At 66.7% G+C, this 18,920-nt stretch carries 14 protein-coding genes; 6 read left to right on the top strand and 8 right to left on the bottom strand.

Annotated elements, in window-relative coordinates; translation table 11 throughout:
• Window positions 1–10: 10 nt before the first annotated feature.
• From drmB to WBK31_RS39620, 3 genes are read left to right on the top strand one after another with little or no spacing between them, the layout of a single operon-like run.
• Window positions 11–1,702 carry a DrmB family protein gene (drmB, locus tag WBK31_RS39610; RefSeq protein WP_406674066.1) on the top strand — a complete coding sequence of 564 codons (1,692 nt, stop codon included), beginning with the start codon at window positions 11–13 and terminating at the stop codon, window positions 1,700–1,702.
• Window positions 1,699–2,451, top strand: coding sequence for a DISARM system phospholipase D-like protein DrmC (drmC, locus tag WBK31_RS39615; RefSeq protein WP_406674067.1), 753 nt, complete (start codon window positions 1,699–1,701; stop codon window positions 2,449–2,451). Before drmB ends, drmC begins: the two co-directional genes overlap by 4 nt.
• A 39-nt stretch (window positions 2,452–2,490) precedes the next feature.
• Window positions 2,491–4,308, top strand: coding sequence for an N-6 DNA methylase (locus WBK31_RS39620; protein WP_406674068.1), 1,818 nt, complete (start codon window positions 2,491–2,493; stop codon window positions 4,306–4,308).
• Here WBK31_RS39620 and WBK31_RS39625 read toward each other — a convergent pair.
• Window positions 4,298–5,890: a serine/threonine-protein kinase gene (locus WBK31_RS39625; protein ID WP_406674069.1), complete on the bottom strand. Its 1,593-nt coding sequence runs from the start codon at window positions 5,888–5,890 to the stop codon at window positions 4,298–4,300. The genes WBK31_RS39620 and WBK31_RS39625 overlap by 11 nt on opposite strands.
• Window positions 5,891–5,994: 104 nt before the next feature.
• Between WBK31_RS39625 and WBK31_RS39630 the strand changes: the two genes are divergently transcribed.
• Genes WBK31_RS39630 through WBK31_RS39640 form a run of 3 tightly spaced genes read left to right on the top strand, consistent with a single transcriptional unit; the run spans window position 5,995 to window position 11,906 of the window.
• Window positions 5,995–7,539, top strand: coding sequence for a protein kinase domain-containing protein (locus WBK31_RS39630; RefSeq protein ID WP_406674070.1), 1,545 nt, complete (start codon window positions 5,995–5,997; stop codon window positions 7,537–7,539).
• 42 nt (window positions 7,540–7,581) lie between these two features.
• Entirely contained in the window at window positions 7,582–9,675 is a 2,094-nt protein-coding gene (locus tag WBK31_RS39635) for a UvrD-helicase domain-containing protein (protein WP_406674071.1), read from the top strand.
• Entirely contained in the window at window positions 9,675–11,906 is a 2,232-nt protein-coding gene (locus WBK31_RS39640; RefSeq protein ID WP_406675565.1) for a DUF262 domain-containing protein, read from the top strand. The genes WBK31_RS39635 and WBK31_RS39640 overlap by 1 nt, the downstream gene beginning before the upstream one ends.
• Before the next feature lie 444 nt (window positions 11,907–12,350).
• Here WBK31_RS39640 and WBK31_RS39645 read toward each other — a convergent pair whose 3' ends face one another.
• The 7 genes from WBK31_RS39645 to WBK31_RS39675 form a co-directional block, all read right to left on the bottom strand.
• Window positions 12,351–13,406, bottom strand: a complete 1,056-nt coding sequence (locus WBK31_RS39645) for a hypothetical protein (RefSeq protein WP_406674072.1) — start codon at window positions 13,404–13,406, stop codon at window positions 12,351–12,353.
• Complete coding sequence (locus tag WBK31_RS39650) at window positions 13,403–13,921, bottom strand: SigE family RNA polymerase sigma factor (protein ID WP_406674073.1); 519 nt, start codon at window positions 13,919–13,921, stop codon at window positions 13,403–13,405. The genes WBK31_RS39645 and WBK31_RS39650 overlap by 4 nt, the downstream gene beginning before the upstream one ends.
• A 67-nt stretch (window positions 13,922–13,988) precedes the next feature.
• Window positions 13,989–15,365, bottom strand: coding sequence for an MFS transporter (locus tag WBK31_RS39655; RefSeq protein ID WP_406674074.1), 1,377 nt, complete (start codon window positions 15,363–15,365; stop codon window positions 13,989–13,991).
• A gap of 165 nt (window positions 15,366–15,530) precedes the next feature.
• Window positions 15,531–15,860, bottom strand: a complete 330-nt coding sequence (locus WBK31_RS39660) for a hypothetical protein (protein WP_406674075.1) — start codon at window positions 15,858–15,860, stop codon at window positions 15,531–15,533.
• Window positions 15,861–15,948: 88 nt separating this feature from the next.
• Window positions 15,949–16,710, bottom strand: coding sequence for an ABC transporter (locus WBK31_RS39665; protein ID WP_406674076.1), 762 nt, complete (start codon window positions 16,708–16,710; stop codon window positions 15,949–15,951).
• A complete protein-coding gene (locus WBK31_RS39670; RefSeq protein WP_406674077.1) occupies window positions 16,707–17,477 on the bottom strand; it encodes an ABC transporter permease in 771 nt (256 codons plus the stop codon). Before WBK31_RS39670 ends, WBK31_RS39665 begins: the two co-directional genes overlap by 4 nt.
• Window positions 17,478–17,507: 30 nt before the next feature.
• Window positions 17,508–18,791 carry an IS701 family transposase gene (locus WBK31_RS39675; protein WP_364070937.1) on the bottom strand — a complete coding sequence of 428 codons (1,284 nt, stop codon included), beginning with the start codon at window positions 18,789–18,791 and terminating at the stop codon, window positions 17,508–17,510.
• Window positions 18,792–18,920: the final 129 nt, after the last annotated feature.

Consider the following 18,920-nt stretch of genomic DNA (forward strand, 5'->3'; position numbering starts at 1 on the left):
CCTCCGTTCGGTGAAGGAGCTGCGCCCCGCCCCATGGCTGGCGGGGATCGATCGGGAACCGTCAGGGCCGGCCTCCAAGGTCGGCGTGCCCGTCGTGCCCTTCCCAGGCTGGATGCGCTGCACCGCATGCAACCTTCTCGCGCCCATCGACTCCAAGGCCTTCAGCTTCGAGAACGACAAGCCGCGCAAGCCGCACGAGGCACGCTTCTTCCACGACAACTGTGGGCGCAAGCGAAAGGGACGCAAGCCGCTCGCGGTGGCGGCACGGTTCGTGCTCGCCTGCACCGGCGGCCACCTGGACGACTTCCCTTACGTGGAGTTCGTCCATCACGGGCAGCCGTGCACCAAGGTGAGCCATCCGACGCTGCAGATGATCGACCGCGGGGGGAACCTCGGCGCCAACGTCGAGGTCCGGTGCACCAACTGCGAGGAGAAGCGCAACATCCGCGCCGTCCTGGGCCGTCGAGGGCAGGAACACCTGCCGCAGTGCCGGGGCAGGCACCCGCACTTTTCCTCCTTCGCCGAAAAGGGCTGTGACCGGCAGCTGCATGTCCTGGTGGTCGGTGCGTCCAACCAGTGGTTCCCGCAGACGCTGTCCGCGCTTGCCGTGCCTGAGACAGGCGCCAAGGCTCTCGACGCCATGGTGGAGCGGCACTGGAAGGCCATCGAGCCGCTGATCTTGTCCATGTATCCCTGGGCCAGGGAGAACCTGCCCGTGATGCGCGATCACTTCGCCAAGTGGTCCGACCAGGAGATCTGGGAGGCCACCGAACGCCGCCGCGCGATCGAAGCGGGAAAGACGGAGAAGAAGCCTTCGAAATACCCGGATCTGCGCTCGGCGGAATGGGAGATCTTCTCCGCCGAGGAACTGCCCGAGCCCAACGACGACTTCGCGGTGCGGCGGCTCGACGAGGTTCCCGGCCTGCTCAAAGACATCTATGCCGACGTGCTGCAGGTCGAGCGGCTGCGCGAAGTCCGCGCGCTGATCGGCTTCACCCGGCTGGACGCTCCCGACCCCGATGAGCCTGACCTGATCACCCGTGCGCCGCTGAGCAGGTCCAGACCGCTCTGGGTACCGGCCAGCGAGGTGCGCGGCGAGGGGATCTTCCTGCGGCTGCCGGAAGATCTGCTGCGCGGCTGGGAAGAACGGGTCATCGAATCCGAGGCCATGAAGCAGCACCTGGAGGCGTACATCCGGTTCCGGACCTACCGGTACTCCGACCGCGTCAAGGGCGGCTTCGATGCCGCGCGCGGCTGGCCGGGACCGCGCTTCTACGCTCTGCACACCCTCTCTCACCTGCTCATCCGTACGATCGCGCTGCAGTGCGGCTACAGCTCGGCGAGCTTGTCGGAACGCATTTACGCCGGCACCAAGGACGACCCGCGCAGCGGCATCCTCATCTACACCGCTGTTCCGGACTCGGAGGGCACTCTGGGAGGTCTCGTCTCTCTCGCCGAGCCCGACAGGCTGGTCGAGCTGACGTTCGGCGCCTTGCGTGACGCCCGGCACTGCTCGTCCGACCCGCTCTGTGCGGAGCGGGCGCCGCAGGCGCCCGCGGACTTCCTGCACGGAGCGGCATGCCACGTCTGCCTGTTCGTCTCGGAGACGACCTGCGAGCGCGGCAACCGTTACCTGGACCGCCGTTTCCTCGTACCGCTCGCTGAGGAATCCGATCTGGCGCTCTTCGCCGATCTGCTATGAGGGACAGGACGCAGAAGGAAAGGACGATCGCTCTGGCGGCGAGCCGCCTGAGCGCAAGTGACCTGCGCCTGCTCGCCCTTCGCATCGAGGAGAACTGGCACCGCGAGGCCATCCTCGCCGCCGTGCCGCGCACCGGTTTCGCCGACGTGGCCGCGGAGGTACTCGACTCGGGCTGGCCCAGTACCGAGCTGGCCGCCTACCTCCGCGGCCTCGCCGCCGGCTTGGAAGCGCACGCCGACCGCGTCCGGGTCGAGCCTGTGTGGACGGGCCCGCGCACGCTGCCCGTGCCCGTCCGGGCGACCGGGAACGTGCTGACCGAGGTGGTATCCGAGGCCAGGCGAGAGCTGGCCATCATGACGTACTCCGCCAAGCCGTACGAGCCGGTGCTGGCCGCACTCGCGGACGCGGTCGCTCGCGGAGTGACGGTGATCGTCGTCGTCGAGACATTGGCCGGGGCAGGCTCGGCCATGAACGGCGGAGAGCCTGCTGCGGCCTTCGCTTCGGTGGCCGGCATAGAGCTATGGCACTGGCCGCTGAGCAAGCGCGATGAGGCTGGCGCCAAGATGCACGCCAAGCTCGCCGTGGTCGACCGGCGGACCCTGCTGATCTCCAGCGCAAACCTCACGCAGTCGGGAGTCGCCAAGAACATCGAGGCCGGGCTGCTCGTACGCGGTGGGACGGCTCCGGTCCGTGCCGCGGAACACATCGCCGAGCTGCGCGCGAAGGGCATTCTCGAGCGATTACGGTGAACCACTAAATTTGGTTCCGGACCACGAGAGAGGGATGTCATGCGGGACGACGCCACAGTGACAGCGGGTGACATCGCCCGGCTGGCGGGTGTCGGCCGTGCAGCCGTCAGCAACTGGCGCCGGAGGTTTCCAGACTTCCCCGGGCCTGTCGGGGGGACGTCGTCGAACCCGCTCTTCTCGCTCAATGAGGTCGAGTCCTGGCTCCGCAGCCAGGGGAAGCTGGATGAGCTCCCCTTCGATGAGCGCGTCTGGCAGCAGATTCGCAACTCTGTCGACGACCTTCAGCTGCTGTCCGTCGTGAGTGACGTCGCCTGGTCACTGGTCGGAGGGGATGCCGAACCGGACGCGGGGTTGGCCGATGCCGCCTGCCGGCTTGCGGCGGAGCTCGGGACTCCGGAGACGGTGGAATTCTTCTACCGCCGTTACGTCGAGACCAACTCGCGTCGCGTCCAGGTTCCCTCACCAGATGTGGCCGCCGCGATGGTGGCACTGTTGGAGTCGCCTGCCACGGTGTTCGACCCCCACTGCGGCTTCGGCGGGCTTCTCATCGCCGCTGTGGACGCGGCGCGCCGGCAGGCGGGGCGGGTGTTCGGACAGGAACGCGATGCGGCCATGGCGAGGCTGGCCGCCGCCCGTCTCGCGGCTCGCGGCGTCAAAGCGGACATCCGGGCTGGTGACTCTCTCACCGCCGACGCCTTCCCGGATCTGGAAGCGGACGCCGCGATCTGCATCCCTCCCTACGGCGAACGTGGCTGGGGCTATGAAGAACTAACGAACGACCCTCGATGGCAATACGGCCTGCCACCTCGCGGAGAGTCGGAGCTGGCGTGGGTGCAGCACTGCCTGGCGCGAGTCAGACCCGGCGGTCAAGTGGTTGTTCTGATGCCGCCTGCCGCGGCCATACGCCGATCGGGCCGGCGGATCCGTTCACAGCTTCTCCGTACCGGAGCCTTGCAAGGAATCATCGGGCTTCCTGCGGGCTCCGCCCCGCAATCGACGCAGCCACCACACCTATGGGTGCTGCGCCGTCCCAGCGACAACGACGTCGTTCCCTCCCAGGTCCTGATGGCAGACTGCGCGGTGGATGAGGTGCTCCCTGCGTGGCGGGCTTTTCTTGAGCAGTCCAAGGGCGCCGTGGCCATCATCGACTTGCTCGACGATGAGGTCGATCTCACGCCTTCCCGGTATCTGGCCAAGAAAGCGGTACCTGTGACGCGGAGCGTTGACGAGTCACAGGCGGAGCTGGCAGCGCTTTCCCGCAAGCTCGCCGATGCCGTGCCGAAAGTGCTACAGGAGCCGCGAGCCTTCACGATGACCATGCTCGGCGAACTCATCCGGGCCGGGGCGGTCCAGCTCGAACAGACGCCGATGCGCATGGAGACCGAGTCTGGTGACGTGCCGTTGCTCACCGCGAAGGACGTCACTTTGGGCCGCGGGCCGACCGGCAAGGGCACGGTGGAGGCCGGCACGATCACCGCTCAACCAGGTGACGTGGTCATTCCAGCCATCACGAGGGTGGTCCATGCCCGTGTGATCACCGAAGAGGTGACGCTCGGGCCGCATCTGTTCGTGATCCGAGTGGATCCGGAGCTGTTCGACCCGCATTTTCTCGCCGGCTTCCTCCGGTTGTCCGCAGAGCGGACGGCCAGCAGTATTTCCGGCACCCTTCGCATCGATGTCCGGCGGGCGCAGATTCCCCGGCTCCCGCTCGACGAGCAACGTCACTATGGCGCGGCCTTCCGGCAACTGGAGGCCTACGAGCGGGTCATTGATGAGACCGCACGAGTGGGCAAGCAGCTGGCCGCACAGATCCTCGAAGGCCTCACCGGAGGCACTCTCCAGCCCGTCACTGACTGAGGGCGAGCATGAGCTGGGCGGCGGTGGGCCGGGCCAGCGGATTGGGGGCGAAACAGGCCATCATGAGCGCTCGAAGTGCGGGCGGGAAGATGCTGACGTCCGGTGGCCGCGTACAGATCTTATGGGCGACGGCGGCGAAGGTCGGCCCGTCGAAGGCGAGCCGCCCGGTCGCTGCGAAGAAGATGGTGGACGCCCAGCTGAACACGTCGGATGGTGGGCCGACGACGTGGCCGGAGACCTGCTCGGGTGACATGTACGCCGGTGTGCCCTTGATGCCGCCCGAAGTCATGGTGACGCGATCCAAGATACGGGCGATGCCGAAGTCGATCACTCGTGGGCCGTCGGGGCCTAGCAGGACGTTGGCGGGCTTGAAATCCCGATGCACGATCCCGGTGCTGTGGATACCGTGCAGAGCCGCGGCCGTGGCGATGGCCAGCCTGACCAGCGCATGCGTGTCCAATGGCCCGCCTTGAGCAACGGAGTCCTGCAGGGAGGGGCCGGGAATGTACTCGCTGATGATGTAGGCACGATCGCCCGCGATTCCGAAGTCCACGATAGGGGCGGTGGCGAAGGGCGGCACCCGCTGAGCGGCGGCGATCTCGCGTTGTAACGTCTCGTGCTCAGCGGGGGAGAAACCGAGCGAGGCATGGATGACCTTGACCGCGACCTCCCGGCCGGCAGGGTCCAGGCCAAGGTAAACGGTTGCCTGACCACCTGCACCGAGCCGTCTGACCAGGCGGTAGGAGCCGAGGGCATGAGTGACAGGGCCCGGTGATGGCACAGGTTTCGGACGTCTGCTGAAGACGGCCTGCCTCAGCATGAAGGCGTGGAAGGTGCCGCCCCACCACGGTCCCAAAGACCAGCACCAGACCATGAGCTGGTACTGCCAGCCCGTGTTGGAGAACCTGGACATCGGCTCGCTGACGATCATCAAGATCGCCAGACACACGAGATAGCCCGCCGCCGCAGCTCCATGCTTCTGACTTCGGAGCCGCACCGCGGCGGAGCCGATGACCAGGAAGGTAGCGAAGCCGATCGTGAGGAGGGGCACGACCGCCCAGAGGTAGCTGAGCGGCACCGCCATCCCTGTGGGACCTGCAAGGATCCGCTTCGTCGGCTTCTCGGGAACGGGTGCATCCGTGGTCGATGCGGAGGTCCCCCAAGGATTCCATGACGTCATGGAGGGCTTTCGTCCAGGTTCGGAAGGGGCGGATGTCGTAGCGGATATTGCTCGCGCCGGGAAGACTCTGGTCCTGAGCAGGAACCCTTGTAGCGTTCCACCGAACCAGGGGCCTGCACACCACAGTGCCCAGGCGAGCTCATTCCGCCAGTCGCCTGAGGGCCAGTAACGGACTTCTCTGGTCGCCAGCAGCCCGAGAGCAAGGCTCAGGTATCCGGCGGCGGTGACGGCGACCGCCCGGCTCTTGAGCCGGTAGGCGGCGAACCCGATGCTCAAGGGCGTGAGAACCCCGATCGAAAGCAGGGGAACGACCGCCCACACAAAGCTCAATGTATCGATCAGCGGAGGCCTGACGTGTGTGGGCACAGGAGTGGCGTCGTCGTGATCGTTTTGCCGGGCCATAGCGCGCATCCTAGGTAAAACAGAGGTACGTGCGGCACCTGTGCACGCCGCTGAGATCGGGTAATTTCCTCTTGGAGAGCAGAGATCAGAGGAGAGGCGGCCGGATGGCCAAACAGACGATCGGCGGCCGATACGAACTTGACCCTCTGTCACGTCGCGGTGGCGGAATGGGAGAAGTGTGGTTCGGCTACGACAAGCGCTTGGATCGGCCGATCGCCATAAAGTTCATCCGTGTGGATCGCCTTCCAGACGGCAAACCGGACAACGAGCTCGCTCAAAGGTTCGTGAGAGAGTCCCGCATTACCGCCCGCCTTGAACACCCAGGCGTTCCCGCGGTGTACGACTGTGGCACGCACCAGGACAATCTCTACCTGGTCATGCAGCAGATTCCCGGGGTATCCGTCGAAACGCTGCTGGACGAGACGGAGATTCCCATTCCCTGGGCGGTGGCCATAGCCGCCCAGGTGTGTTCGGTGCTGGCCGCTGCGCACGCCAACTCTCTCATCCACCGGGATCTCAAGCCCAGCAACTTGATGTTGACCCCGGAGGGCGCCGTGAAGGTACTCGACTTCGGTGTGGCCGCGGCCATATCGCCCACCGCCACCCGCCTGACGCGAACCGGCATGACGGTGGGCACGCCGGAATACATGGCGCCCGAACAGGCGATGGCCGGCGCGACCAGCCCGCAGACCGACCTCTATTCGCTGGGGGTCGTGCTCGACGAGATGATCGCCGGCAGGAATCAGTTCAGCGGTCCCACGCCTCTCGCATCCATGGAGAATCACCGGCACCAGCCGCCGAAGCCGCTAGGACACCGCAGGAGGGGAGTTCCGGAGAAACTGGAGCAACTGGTCCTGTGGCTTCTGCAGAAAGAGCCGCATCAGCGGCCCGCATCTGCCGCGGATGTCTACGCCCGGTTGCTTGAGTTCTGCGTAGAGTTACCGCCTTTTATCGGTTACGTGGATGCCGGTTCTCCGCATCCTGTGCGCATGTACGCCGGAGTAGTAGGCCGGATAGGCACACAGAATGCGGGGACACCGGCGGAAACTGCCCCCCTTCCCACCCCGGCTCGCCCTGCTGTTGCAAACGTAGCCTTCCGTCCCAGCGACATATCGCTCGCGAGGAAGGACACCGAAGCGCTGAAGGCGGAATCGCGCTTCGCGCAAGCAGCGGAAGTGCTGGGAAAAGTGGTGCACCCTGCCGCCCAGACACTCGGGGCAATGGACCCCGACGTGCTCGCACTTCGGATCGAACTTGCGGACGTGCTCTTCCTGGGCGGCGACTACCGGCGAGCCGCACCTGAATTCGCCGAACTCGCTGTGGACATCGCGCGTCACGAGGGACCCGCCACCGATCTGGCCCTGCGGTGCCGGATGATGGAAGCCAACTGCCTGGCCATGCTCGGTGATACGAGCCTTGCGCTGGCAAAGCTCAGGCAGCTGCTGGCGGACGAGCAGCAATGGGGCATCGACGAGGAGCGCATCCTGGAGCTGCGGCGGCAGATCGGCTTGCTGGAGCTGGGCGCAGGCGACGTCGCCAAGGCAAAGGGAACCTTCGTTCCTCTCCTCGGGGATCTCGAACGGCGATACGGTACCGACCACCCCAGTGCGAGGTCGGTCCGTGAGGTCCTCGAAAGACTGGAGCCCTGACACGGCTGTGATCGGTGACTATCTGAAAGACGAGCGCTCGATATGCCAAGGCTTGGAATCTATCGCGACTTCCTGCGGGACTATGCGCGTTTGGAGCGTTCCGTTCAGGATCGTGTAGATGAGGTTTTCCGCGAGTTCGAGCACGCCACGCATGCCGGACTGCATCTGGAACGGATACAGGGAGCCGCCGATCCCCGTTTCCGCACGATCCGGATCAACCAGCACTGGCGTGGAGTCGTGCTGGTGCCCGAGTCGGGAGATCTCTACCTCCTGCTCAAGGTACTGGGGCATGACGAGGCCTATCGCTGGGCTGCGCGCCGCCATGCCTCGGTGAACGCGGCGACCGGCCGTATCGAAATCTGGGACACAGCGGCGGTCGAGGCGACGTTGCCGCAGCTCACCGCGATGGCGAGCGTGGCGCCGCGGCGTTTGTTCGAGCACATCGACGACGCGGTCCTGGCGAGGTTCGGCGTGGAGGGGAAGGTGCTTGCCTTCGCTCGTGCGCTGACCGACATCATCCAGCTGGAGGCGGCGCAGGGATTCCTGCCGGAAACGCAGTACGACGCACTTCTTGGGCTGGCGGCAGGTCTCACACCAGAGGAGGTGTGGGAGGAGATGAGCGGCAGCGTGCCGGCCGAGCGGTACGACACCGGGGACCTCGTGGCCGCGATCGAGCGTACGCCCGAACGCATCGTGCTTGTCGAGGGGCCGGACGAGCTGATGGAGGTCTTCCGGCATCCCTTCGCCACCTGGAAGATCTACCTGCACCCTTCGCAGGAGCGCGTGGTCCGGGCCGCCTACAGCGGGTCCGCGCGAGTCACGGGCGGCCCCGGCACCGGGAAGACGGTCGTTGCTCTGCACCGAGCTCATCACCTCGCGTCACTGGGCGCTGGACCGATCCTGGTGACCACCTTCACCTCCACTTTGTCAGCATCGCTGGAGGCGGGCCTGCGCTTGCTGGCCGATTCCGAGAAGGCGCGCGACGCCATCGAAGTCCGCCACGTGGACCACCTGTCGTACCGCATCTTCTCCGAGGAACACGGGCGTCCCGCGATCTTGCAAGATCGTGAGGAGAAGGAGATCTGGCGTCGCGTGATCCGCAAGCTCGATGTGCCCTTCAGCGCAGCTTTTCTGGCCGAAGAATGGCGGCACGTCGTTCTCGCGCAGCAGGTGGGCAGCGCCGCCGACTATCTGGCCGCCAAGCGCGCGGGGCGAGGGAGGCGTCTCGGCGTCAGGCAGAAGGCGCAGGTGTGGCAGGCATTATGGGAGTTCCAAGAGGAGCTCAAGCGGCGCCGCGTATGGACGTATGAAACCGTATGTGTAGAAGCGACCCGCCTTCTGAGCGCACGAGAGACGAAGCCGTACCGGCATGTCATCGTCGACGAGGCGCAGGACTTGCATCCGGTGCAATGGCGCCTGCTGCGTGCCGCCGTCGCTCCAGGGCCTGATGACATTTTTATAGCTGGTGACACCCACCAGCGGATTTACGACAACCGAGTCTCGCTGCGAGACGTCGGCATCAATGTGACCGGACGTTCCACCCGCCTCAACGTGAACTACCGAACGACCGCCGAAATCCTGGCGTGGAGTCTCGGTATGATCCGCGGGGAGAAGGTCGATGACATGGACGGCGGGCTCGAAACGGTCGCAGGATATCGATCCTTGGTGCATGGCACCCCGCCGGAACTGCGCGGTTTCGGCTCGCAACGCAGCGAGCTGGACGCCCTGGCCGCCAAAGTAGCCGAATGGCTGGAGGCGGGCGTGGAGCCGGCTGCGATCGGCATAGCGGCACGCTCCAGCATGCTGGCCGACTCTGCCATCGCCGTACTCGAGCGCTCAGGCATTCCCTCCAAGTCGCTGGCCAAGGCCCGGGAAGAAGACGGCGTCGTGCGGGCCGGGACAATGCATCGCATGAAGGGCCTGGAGTTTCGCTGCGTAGCCGTCATCGGCGCCGGTGAACACCAGCTCCCGCCCCCCAGCGCGATCACGCCGGCCGACGAAGACGAGCTGACACACGCCCACGACTTGCAGCGCGAACGCTGCCTGCTCTTCGTCGCCTGCACCAGGGCAAGAGAACGCCTTTACGTGTCATGGCACGGCGCACCAAGCCCCTTTCTCATCTCACAGGACGGATGATGGCCACTCTCTCGGTGCTTCTCCACCAGATCGACAACGGTACGGTGCTCCTGCCGGAGTTCCAGCGCGGTTACGTATGGAATCGCGATCAAGTACGCGGCCTCATGCGATCCCTGTACAAGGGATATCCGGTAGGTGGTTTGCTCATCTGGGAGACGGAGCCAGGACCGGCCTCTGTCCGCGGAGCAGCACCGGATGGCGGCGTCCGGCGACTCCTGCTCGACGGTCAGCAACGCATCACCTCCCTGTACGGCGTCATGCGCGGGCGCGCGCCGGCCTTCTTCGAAGGCGATGCCTCAGCGTTCACCGGCCTGCGGTTCAACGTCGAGGAGGAGGCGTTCGAGTTCTACGGCCCGGCCAAGATGAAGGACGACGTCCGGTGGGTGGACGTAACCCGGCTGTTCACGGAGGGCCTGGAGCCGTTCATCAAGGACTTTGCGCAGCTGCCGGACAACTTCGCGGTCTACCTTGAGCGCCTCAACCGCTTGAAGAACATCGAGCAGCGCGAGTTCCACGAAGAGAAGATTACCGGTCCGGACAAGGACGTCGATGTCGTCGTGGACATCTTCAACCGGGTCAATTCCGGCGGTACGGCGCTGTCCAAGGGTGACCTTGCGCTGGCCAAGATCTGCGCGCAATGGGCACCTGCTCGTCACGTCATGCGGGAGCACCTCAACCGGTGGGCCGAGGCGGGTTTCACGTTCTCCCTCGACTGGTTGCTGCGGAACACGACCGCGGTGGCGACAGGCCGGGCGGTGTTCACCGCGCTCAATGAGGTATCGGCGGAGGAGTTCGAGACCGCCTTGTACAAGGCGGTGGGCTATATAGGCAACGTGCTGGACGCTGTGTCCGGCAGGCTCGGCCTCGATCACGATCGCGTGCTCATGGGGCGCTACGCCATCCCCGTGATCTCCCGCCTGCTCCATCTCACTACCGGCGGAACCTTCACGGACAGTTCCCACCGCGACCGCGTGCTCTACTGGTACATCCACACCGCGTTGTGGGGTCGTTTCGCTGGTTCCACTGAGACAGCACTAGCGCAGGACTACGAGGTCGCCGAGCGGGCCAGCATCGATGGGCTGATCGCCGCTCTAGAGCGCTGGAGGGGCGGCAACCTGGACATCCAGCCGCACGACTTCGAGGGGTCCACGCAGGGGTCACGGTTCTATCCGCTGCTCTACATGCTGACCCGGGTCAAGGGGGCGCGCGACCTCGGCAGCGGGCTCGAGCTGAAAGCCGAGATGCTGGGCAAGCATGCTTCACTGCAGGTCCACCACATCTTCCCTAAAGCACTGCTGTACCGTGCCGGCTACGACCGCAGCGAAGTCAACGCCATCGCGAACTTCTGTTTCCTCACCCAGGACACCAACCTCAAGATCGGTAAGAGGACGCCGGAGGACTACTTCGCCGAGGCTCAAGCAAAACATCCAGGCGTCCTTGCCTCTCAGTGGATCCCCGAAGACCCCGCTCTGTGGCGTCCTGAACGCTATCTCGACTTCCTGGCTGCCCGGCGAGAGCTGCTGGCCGAGGCAGCACAGTCCTTCTTGACGGAACTACGAGAAGGTGCCCTAAAAGCCGATCAGCTGGTGCCCGTCGGCGTCAGCGAAGCGCAGGACGACGTCCGTGTGGCGCAAATAAAAGGCATGGTCGAGAGGATGCGTCAGCTCGGCTACGTTGAGCCGTCCCTCGACAGTGAGATAGCGGACCCTGCAGATGGACGCGTGCTGGCCGTGGCCGAGGCGTTCTGGCCTGAAGGTCTCCAGACGGGGCAAGGCAAGCCGGTTGTCCTAGAACTCGACCCCGAGTCTTCGGACGTAGCTCGTCTGGAGGAGCTCGGTTTCATCGTCTTCACTTCCGTGGACGCGCTCCTCGGATACGCCGAGCGGCTCAACCGGACCCGAGCAGGGGAGGACGAAGTCGAGCAGCCCCCAGAGAGCGCACCATCGGAGTTCGACCAGGCCATGCGCTCTATCTACGACAGAGCCAGAAGCGAGGCCAACTACCAAGCAAGCTACTTTCTGAGCATGCTGGCAGAGCACGGCAGTCTTGCGACAGCTCGTAAGCTGCTCAACACGCCTGCGGTCTCTGACGGGTTCGCGGCTCTCTGGGAACGCGGCAGGCTGGATCTCACGGTCGAGGCGCTGGTCGTGCAGCCTCAGTTTGCGAGCCTGTTCAGTCCTGCTGAGATCGAAATCGCCAGGCGCCGACTCGGCCAATTCGGGTATTCCTGAAATGCGGGTGCCTGGCCTTCTACGACGTGGTTGGCCGCGCTGGCTGGCCCGGCATACGCAGCGGAGAACATTCGTCCGGGCCTACCGGAGATCGCTTCTACGAGAAAGTGGTCACTGCGCGGCTTGCCATGCGCGCCCCCTTCGATGAGATGAGGGCCCAGACACAGATGATTGCCGCAAGAGCGAAACGCGAAGATCAGGAACGGTAGCAGGCCACCTGTCCGGCACTGCATGCCATCTCCGGCGGCCCAGTGAGGAATCTGCGGTGAGGCATCCACACAACTCCTGTGATCGGTGATCAGCGCTGACTTCTGTCCGGTTGTCGGGGTCCGGTTCGTATACCGGGCCGATCGAGACGTACCGACTGGTCCCCCCGCGCAAAAGCGGAACGGCCCGCCAAACCCGAACCTTGCCGGGCCTGGCGGGCCGTCACATGAAGTGGCGTCAGTTTGCGAGCTTCTCCACGATCTTGCTCGAGTACACGCCCACCGCCCACCGCGTCTGCCGGTTGGGGTGTCCTCCGTCCATCTGCACCTTGCCGGAGATGGTGATCTTTGTGCCCTTGGGGACCTTCGGGCTCCACAGCATGACGTTGGACTCGTCCAGGGATCTATCGCCGCAGACCCACGCCCCCTGATACGACTTGTCGCCGATCTGGTACGAGATGGTGATGCGATCCGCGAAGCTCCCCGTGCACCGGTGCTCGATGCGGAAGTAGCCGCCGGGGCTGGTGAACGTCCGGCTGAAGGTCGTCTCCTGAGGCCAGACCCCGGTCGCCTGCCCGACCAGCTTCTGAGAGCCGATCGTGGCGGGGAAGTCCTCGATCGGGGCCGGCTTGACGGGCTGGGCCGGCGGCGTGTACTCGTAGACCGCCAGCGGCCACTCGGCGGGCTGCCAGGTCGGGCGGTCGGGGCACTGGTCGCTCGCGTGGCCGGCGCAGACCTCGTCGGTGGCGTCGAAGGTGACGGTGAGCTGCTGAGCGCCCTCGGGCACGTTCAGCGTGTCCAGGACCATCCCCATGTTCTCCTTGACGAGGCACTGGTTGAACCAGGTGCCCACGAACTTGCCGTCCACGAAGACCCTGGGCCTGGCCAGCACCGTCGGTTTGCCCTTGGGGCACACCGCGGCCACCTCCAGCGGCTTGCCGGTGACCGGGACCGTGAGCGACGTCGCCTTCTCGTCCTTGTGCAGGGTGGTGGCGGCCAGGCGGCGGTAGTCGGAGCCGTCCTCGGAGGTGAACTGCTCCGGCAGCTTCTCCTCGGCCGCCGGCTGCGCGGCCACCGACATTTGCGGCGCGACCGTACCGGAAGGGAGCAGGTCGGGAACGGTGACGGCGGCGGCGGTGATCACGGCCGCCCCAGCCAGGACGGCCCCGGCGGCGCGACGGCGGCGGTCGCGGCGGATGCGCCGTTCGAGCTGGGCGATGCGCTGGTGGTTGTCGGGCGCGCGGGCGCTCATGTCGTCGAACACGTCACGCAGGTTGTTCAAGGTGGGCGTCATCCCAGCTCTCCTCTCAGATGGGACGCCACCGCCGGCGGCGTGATCTGGGGGTCGATGCGCAGCTTGGCCAGTGCCTTGCTGCTTTGGCTCTTGACGGTGCCGATGGAGCAGTTGAGGATCTCGGCCACGGCCGATTCGGGCAGATCCTCGAAATAGCGCAGGACCAGGACCGCGCGCTGGCGTGGTGGCAGGCGTCCGAGCGCCGCCCAGAGCATCGCCCGCTCGTCGGTCATGCCCATCCGGTCGTCCGGTACGGCCGTGTCGGGCGGGGCGTCCGTCGGCAGTTCGCGGTGCCAGAAGCGGCGCCGCCAGGACAGGTGCGTGTTGACCAAGACCTTGGTCACGTACGCGTCGGGGCTCTCGCTGATGCGGCCCCAGGCCCGCCACACCCGTACCAGGGCGGTCTGGAGCAGATCCTCCGCTTGCGTCCAGTCACGGCACAGCAGGTACGCGGTCCGTAACAGCCGCGGCGAGCGCGCCTCGACATACGTTACGAACTCTGACTTGTCTCGCATCAGCCGTGCCCTTTCCGTTGTGCTGACTCCCGTAATGACCCGATGGAGCCCGCCAACGGTTGCCCGCCTACCGAGGTGAGCGGACGCGGGTCGCCGCCGCGGCGACGGACACGGCGGCCACGGCGGCGAGGGCGAGGACGGCGACCGTGATCGTCGTTCCTCCGCCTTGGGCGACGCCGCGCCCGACCGTCGCGGTCGTGACCGTGGTCATGACGGCCGTGGCGATCGCTTCGACGAGGATCGCCGAGGCGGCGGCCTTATTGGTGGAGACGCCGTCGGATTCCTGCGGTACGTCCACGATGTGGTTGAGCGTGTCGAGGTACGTCAGCCCCATGCCGATGCCCGCGACCGTCCAGCCGGCCAGGGCCAGCTCGACGCGCCAGGCCATCTCGCCGGCGAGCAGCGGGGCTCCGATGGCGACGAGGCCCGCGGTGAGGAGGCCGGCTCCCAGTGCGGAGCGGCGCACGTACGCCCGCGCGGGCTTGGCCGGCCAGCGGGCGGCCGCGAGCCCGGCGAACGCCCAGCCGAGCCCGCCCGCTCCGAGGACCAGTGCGACCTGGCCGTTCGTCCCATGCAGCAGGTCGTGAACGATGATGGCGATGATCGCGGCGGCGCCGAAGTACGCGGCGGTCAGCAACCCCATCGTCGCCAAGGCGGCGGGACGTCCCGCCCGAACCCGCAGAGTCCCGCCGGGCAGCAGCCTTGCCGCCGCCACCAGCGCCCCGGCCACGCCCGCCCCGCCGACGGTGATCGCGGCGGCGTCCGGCAGCCCGCGCAGCCCGACGAACGACAGCAGGGCCACGCTCGCGGCGAGCAGCAGCGCGGATCCGAGAGTGAGCCGTTCCCCGCCCTTGCCGGACTGCATGGTGCCGGTGAGCCGGCGCGCGATGACGATGCGCGCGATCACCAGCAGCGGCAGGTAGAGCACGAACGCCCACCGCCAGCTCAGCGCCGACGCGATCCATCCGGCGTACAGGGGGCCGAGGAGGGAGGTGCAGACCCACATCACGTTGTAGCCGGCGAGCACCATGCGCCGCCACGTCTCGGGCATCACCGAGACGATCGCCGCCAGCGACACCGCCGCCAGCGCCCCGCTGGCCAGCCCGGCCACCGCCCGGCCGAGCACGAACACGCCCACGTTCCCCGCGACCGCGCTGATCACCCCGCCCGCGATGCTCAGCCACGTCAGGTGCAGCAGCAACCGATCCACGCGAAAGCGCTGCAGCAGGTACGGCCCCAGCGGCATGGTCAGGAACATCGCGACCTGACCGGTGCCGTTGATGACGCCGTAGAACTCGTGCGCGTCCAGCTCGGCGCCGACGATCGGCACGACCGTGCGGATCAGGTACGTCTGAATGCCCGCGATGAACTCCACGGCCAGCAGGGCAGCGGCGAGAATGCCGTACCGCGCGCTCGACGCCTGCCCGACCTGTGTTCCCTTCACGACCCGCACTTCGCATCGACGCCGGCGACCCCTCCGAACGTACCTTCCGGGTGCGACAGATCCGGTGGGGTCAGCCGGCGGTCGCCTTGGCGTAGTGGAACACCTCGGGCGGCAGCCGATGCTCCAGCCGCCAGACGAAGCGGACGGGTCGTTCGCCGTCGTGGCTCACGTACCGCATCGGCCCCGCATACGTGTACGGCGGCGCGCCCAGAGTTCCTCGGGCGCCGCCGCCTCGGGGACCAGCTCACCGATCAGGTCGGTGACCCGGTTGACGATCTCGACCTGCCGCGCCAGCCGTACCGTGTCGTTCTCGGCGTTCACCGAACGCAGCGCCCGGCGGGTGAGCGCGGCGAGGTGCCGCGCCAGCGTGTCGTGAGAGTCGGCGGGGTCCAGCGACCGGCGGTCGATCAGGTCGCGATCGGGCACCGTACGCAGCTTGGCGTCCACCTGGCGGGTGATCAGATGCTGGTAGACGCCCGGCTGGAGATCGCTCACGCCGGCGACTATAGGGCGCGGCCGGCCACCGCGAGACGCTTTCTGGGCGAGCACATCGGCTGGACAGGCGCCCCTGCTTCACTGGCTGTCACGTCGATCGAGGGCGAACCCGTACGCCATGGTGAGCAGAAGTGCCCAGGTGGTGAGGGTTGCGGCTGCGATGTCCGGGGAGCTCGGTGACCGGGTATTGCGGGGTGCCCAGCAGGCTGAGGCTGAGCTGGTCGGGGAGCAGGCGGATCACTTCCGGCACCTGGAAGACGCCGGTCGCGATGAGGACCGGGGTGAGGATGAGGATCGCCAGCGGTGCGATCGTGCTGCGCAGGAGTCCCGCGAGCCCGTACGCGACCAATGCCATCAGCGTGTACGCGGCGGTCCAGCGGCCCAGATCGAGAAGGATGCCCGCGGCATTCGTCCCGTCGGAGATGGTGATGCTGAGACGCCCGGGGACGAGCACGAGGAGCGCCGCAGGAACGGTGACCGCGAGGAGCGCGGCGAGTTTGGCGAAGGCAAGGGCGCCTCGGTTGGGAACGGCGGCGAGGGTCACCCGGATCTGCCCGGACTGATATTCGCTGCCGGCCGCGTGAACGGGAACGACGAGAAAGACGTATACCGGCGCGAACAGCATCGTGCCCAGCTCCGAGAGCGGCACCAAGCGGCCGCCCACGCCGAGACGCACCAAGCCGGCTGCGTGTACGACGCCTAGAGCCGTGTTCAGCAGCAGCGTGATCCCGATCGCGATCAGCGTGGCCGGGTGCGTGAGGATTTTCGTGACCTCGGCTGCCACGAGATCGCGACGGCGGATGGCGGGCAGGCTCCGGCGCGCGGTCTCGTCCACGGTCTGGTGGGTCATCGGGCGTCCCGGCGGCGTACGACGAAACCGGCCAAGGCCACGCTGACGAATGCCCACCCGATCAGCACGATCGTCGCGTGCAGGGGACCGGCGGTGAGCGGCGGCGTGGCGCCCTCGCGCAGCAGCAGATTCCGCGCCGCGCTGTACGGCAAGAACGCGTCCACGGCGGGCGAGATGAGCGCGACGAGCTGTGTCATCGTCAGCCCGAGGAGCACGGCTATCGCGATGATCCCGACCAGGGTACGGCGGACGATCAGCGTGATCCCGAGCGCGGCAAGCGTGATCGTGACGGTGAGCAGCAGGATTCGCCCCTGGCCGAGAATCGCTTCCTGACTCCACAGGATCGACGGATTCCAGTCCTTCACGACCGCGTACATGAATGCCGTCGCGATCCCGGCGAATACCAGACCGAGCCCGAGTGCGTAGAGGCCGGTCGCGATCGCTTTCCCGAGGACGAGGCGGGCACGAGAGGGCACGGCGAGGACGCTCACGCCGAGCTGCCCCGCACGCGTTTCCGACCCCGCGATGACCGCGCCCACCACCCACACGAACAGGCAGATCTGAAGCGAGCCCGCCACCAGGAGTTCGACCAGCGCGGGTGCGGCCGGTTCGATCCTGCCGACGAATATCTCGATCATTCCGTCCGGGGTGATCGAGGCCATCGCCTTCCTGAACAGCGCCGTCCCCTGCGTTTGCACGAGAACGTGTAAGGCCAGCAGTACGGCGGTGATGAGCCACACGGTGGGCTGCGTGACGATTTTCGTCAACTCCGATACGGCAGCCGTAGATTGTTGTGATCATGGTGTTGTCTCGGCGTAGGTATGCCATCGCTGGTGGCAGAGGCGCGCTCGATATTGGTGCCGTCGCCGCCAGATGGACCAGGTCAGACGGTGCTCGGGGTCCCGTCGTGGGTCGGGGATGACGACGCCGCGCAGTTGGCGGAGCAGTTCGGGGATGGCGATGGCGACCAGGCCGAGATGCTCGGCGAGGGGACCGTCAAGTTGACGCTGGTAGGCGGTGGCCACGGCGATGAAGGCGTAGGCGAGCAAGGCCATGGTGCTCCAGCGGTGCCAAGAGCGCCAGCGGATGACCTGTCCGGCGTCCAGGCCGCAGGTCTGCTTGGCAAGTTGATGATCTTCTTCGATGCGCCATCTGGACGTGGCGACGTGAATCAGGCGGGCCAGCGGCACCGGGTGCGGGCTCCAGCAGCGGTAGAACGACATCTGGCCGGTGTAGCGGTGGCGGCGGATCAGCAGGGCGGCGTGTCCGGGGTCGTGCTCGTCGGGGGTGTCGTCGGGTCGGATGGCCAGCATCGCCCAGTCGTAGTGGCGGGTGCCTTTGGTGCCGCTGCCGGTGCGCAGCCGCATCCATGCGCCGGCGGGGATGAGCGTGGCGGCGTCTTTGGCGGCGAGGGTGCGTCCAGCGTGGGTGATGATCGTGGTGCTGGAGCGGACCGCCAGCACGTAGCCCAGGAGCAGGGTGCGGATCAGGGTGCGTAGCTCACGGCCGCCGTATACCTCGTCCCCGGTGACGAAGGCGGCGCGTATGCCGGTCGCGTGCGCGCGTTGGAGCAGGTCGCCGGCGAGCTGGGGTTTGGTGGCGAACATGGTCTGTTCGGGGATGTGGGCCAGCTCGCGGTGTTCGTCGTCGGCTGCGCGGCTTGCGGGCAGGTAGAGGGCGCGGTCGAGGATGGTGTGCCCGCGTGGGGTGGCGTACGCCAGGTGGACTGCGACCTGGCATAACGCGACACCGCCGAGGGTGCCGCTGTATTGGCGGGCGGCTGCGGCGGCGTCGGTGGAGGACTTGGCGTCGGCGGTCTCGTCGATGATCAGTACGGCGTGGTCGGGGTCGCCGTCGTCCAGGTGCTCGATCGCCCATCGGGCGGCTTGGGCGGTGACCTGCTGCTCGTCCCAGGAGGCGCGGGCCAGGAAGTGCTGGAGTCGGTCTGGGGTGGGGTGTCCGGCCGCCTCGGCCAGGGTCCAGCAGTTCTTGTCCTCCAGTTCCATCAGCAGCCCCGCCAGCATCTGTGCGCAGGTGGCGCGGCTTTCACGGCGGGGGAAGCAGGGCGCTATCCGGGCCATGAGTTCCTGGTGTAGAGCGGCGTGCTCGGTATGCGCTACGGTGACGGCACGAGCCGCCGCGGCCTGGTCTTGTGTCACAACTCGACATGATCGCGGCGGCTCTTCGCGTCACGCCACACGACCAGCGGC

This window comes from Nonomuraea sp. N2-4H (assembly GCF_045291505.1).
In the GTDB taxonomy this organism is placed as follows: Bacteria; Actinomycetota; Actinomycetes; order Streptosporangiales; family Streptosporangiaceae; genus Nonomuraea; species Nonomuraea fastidiosa.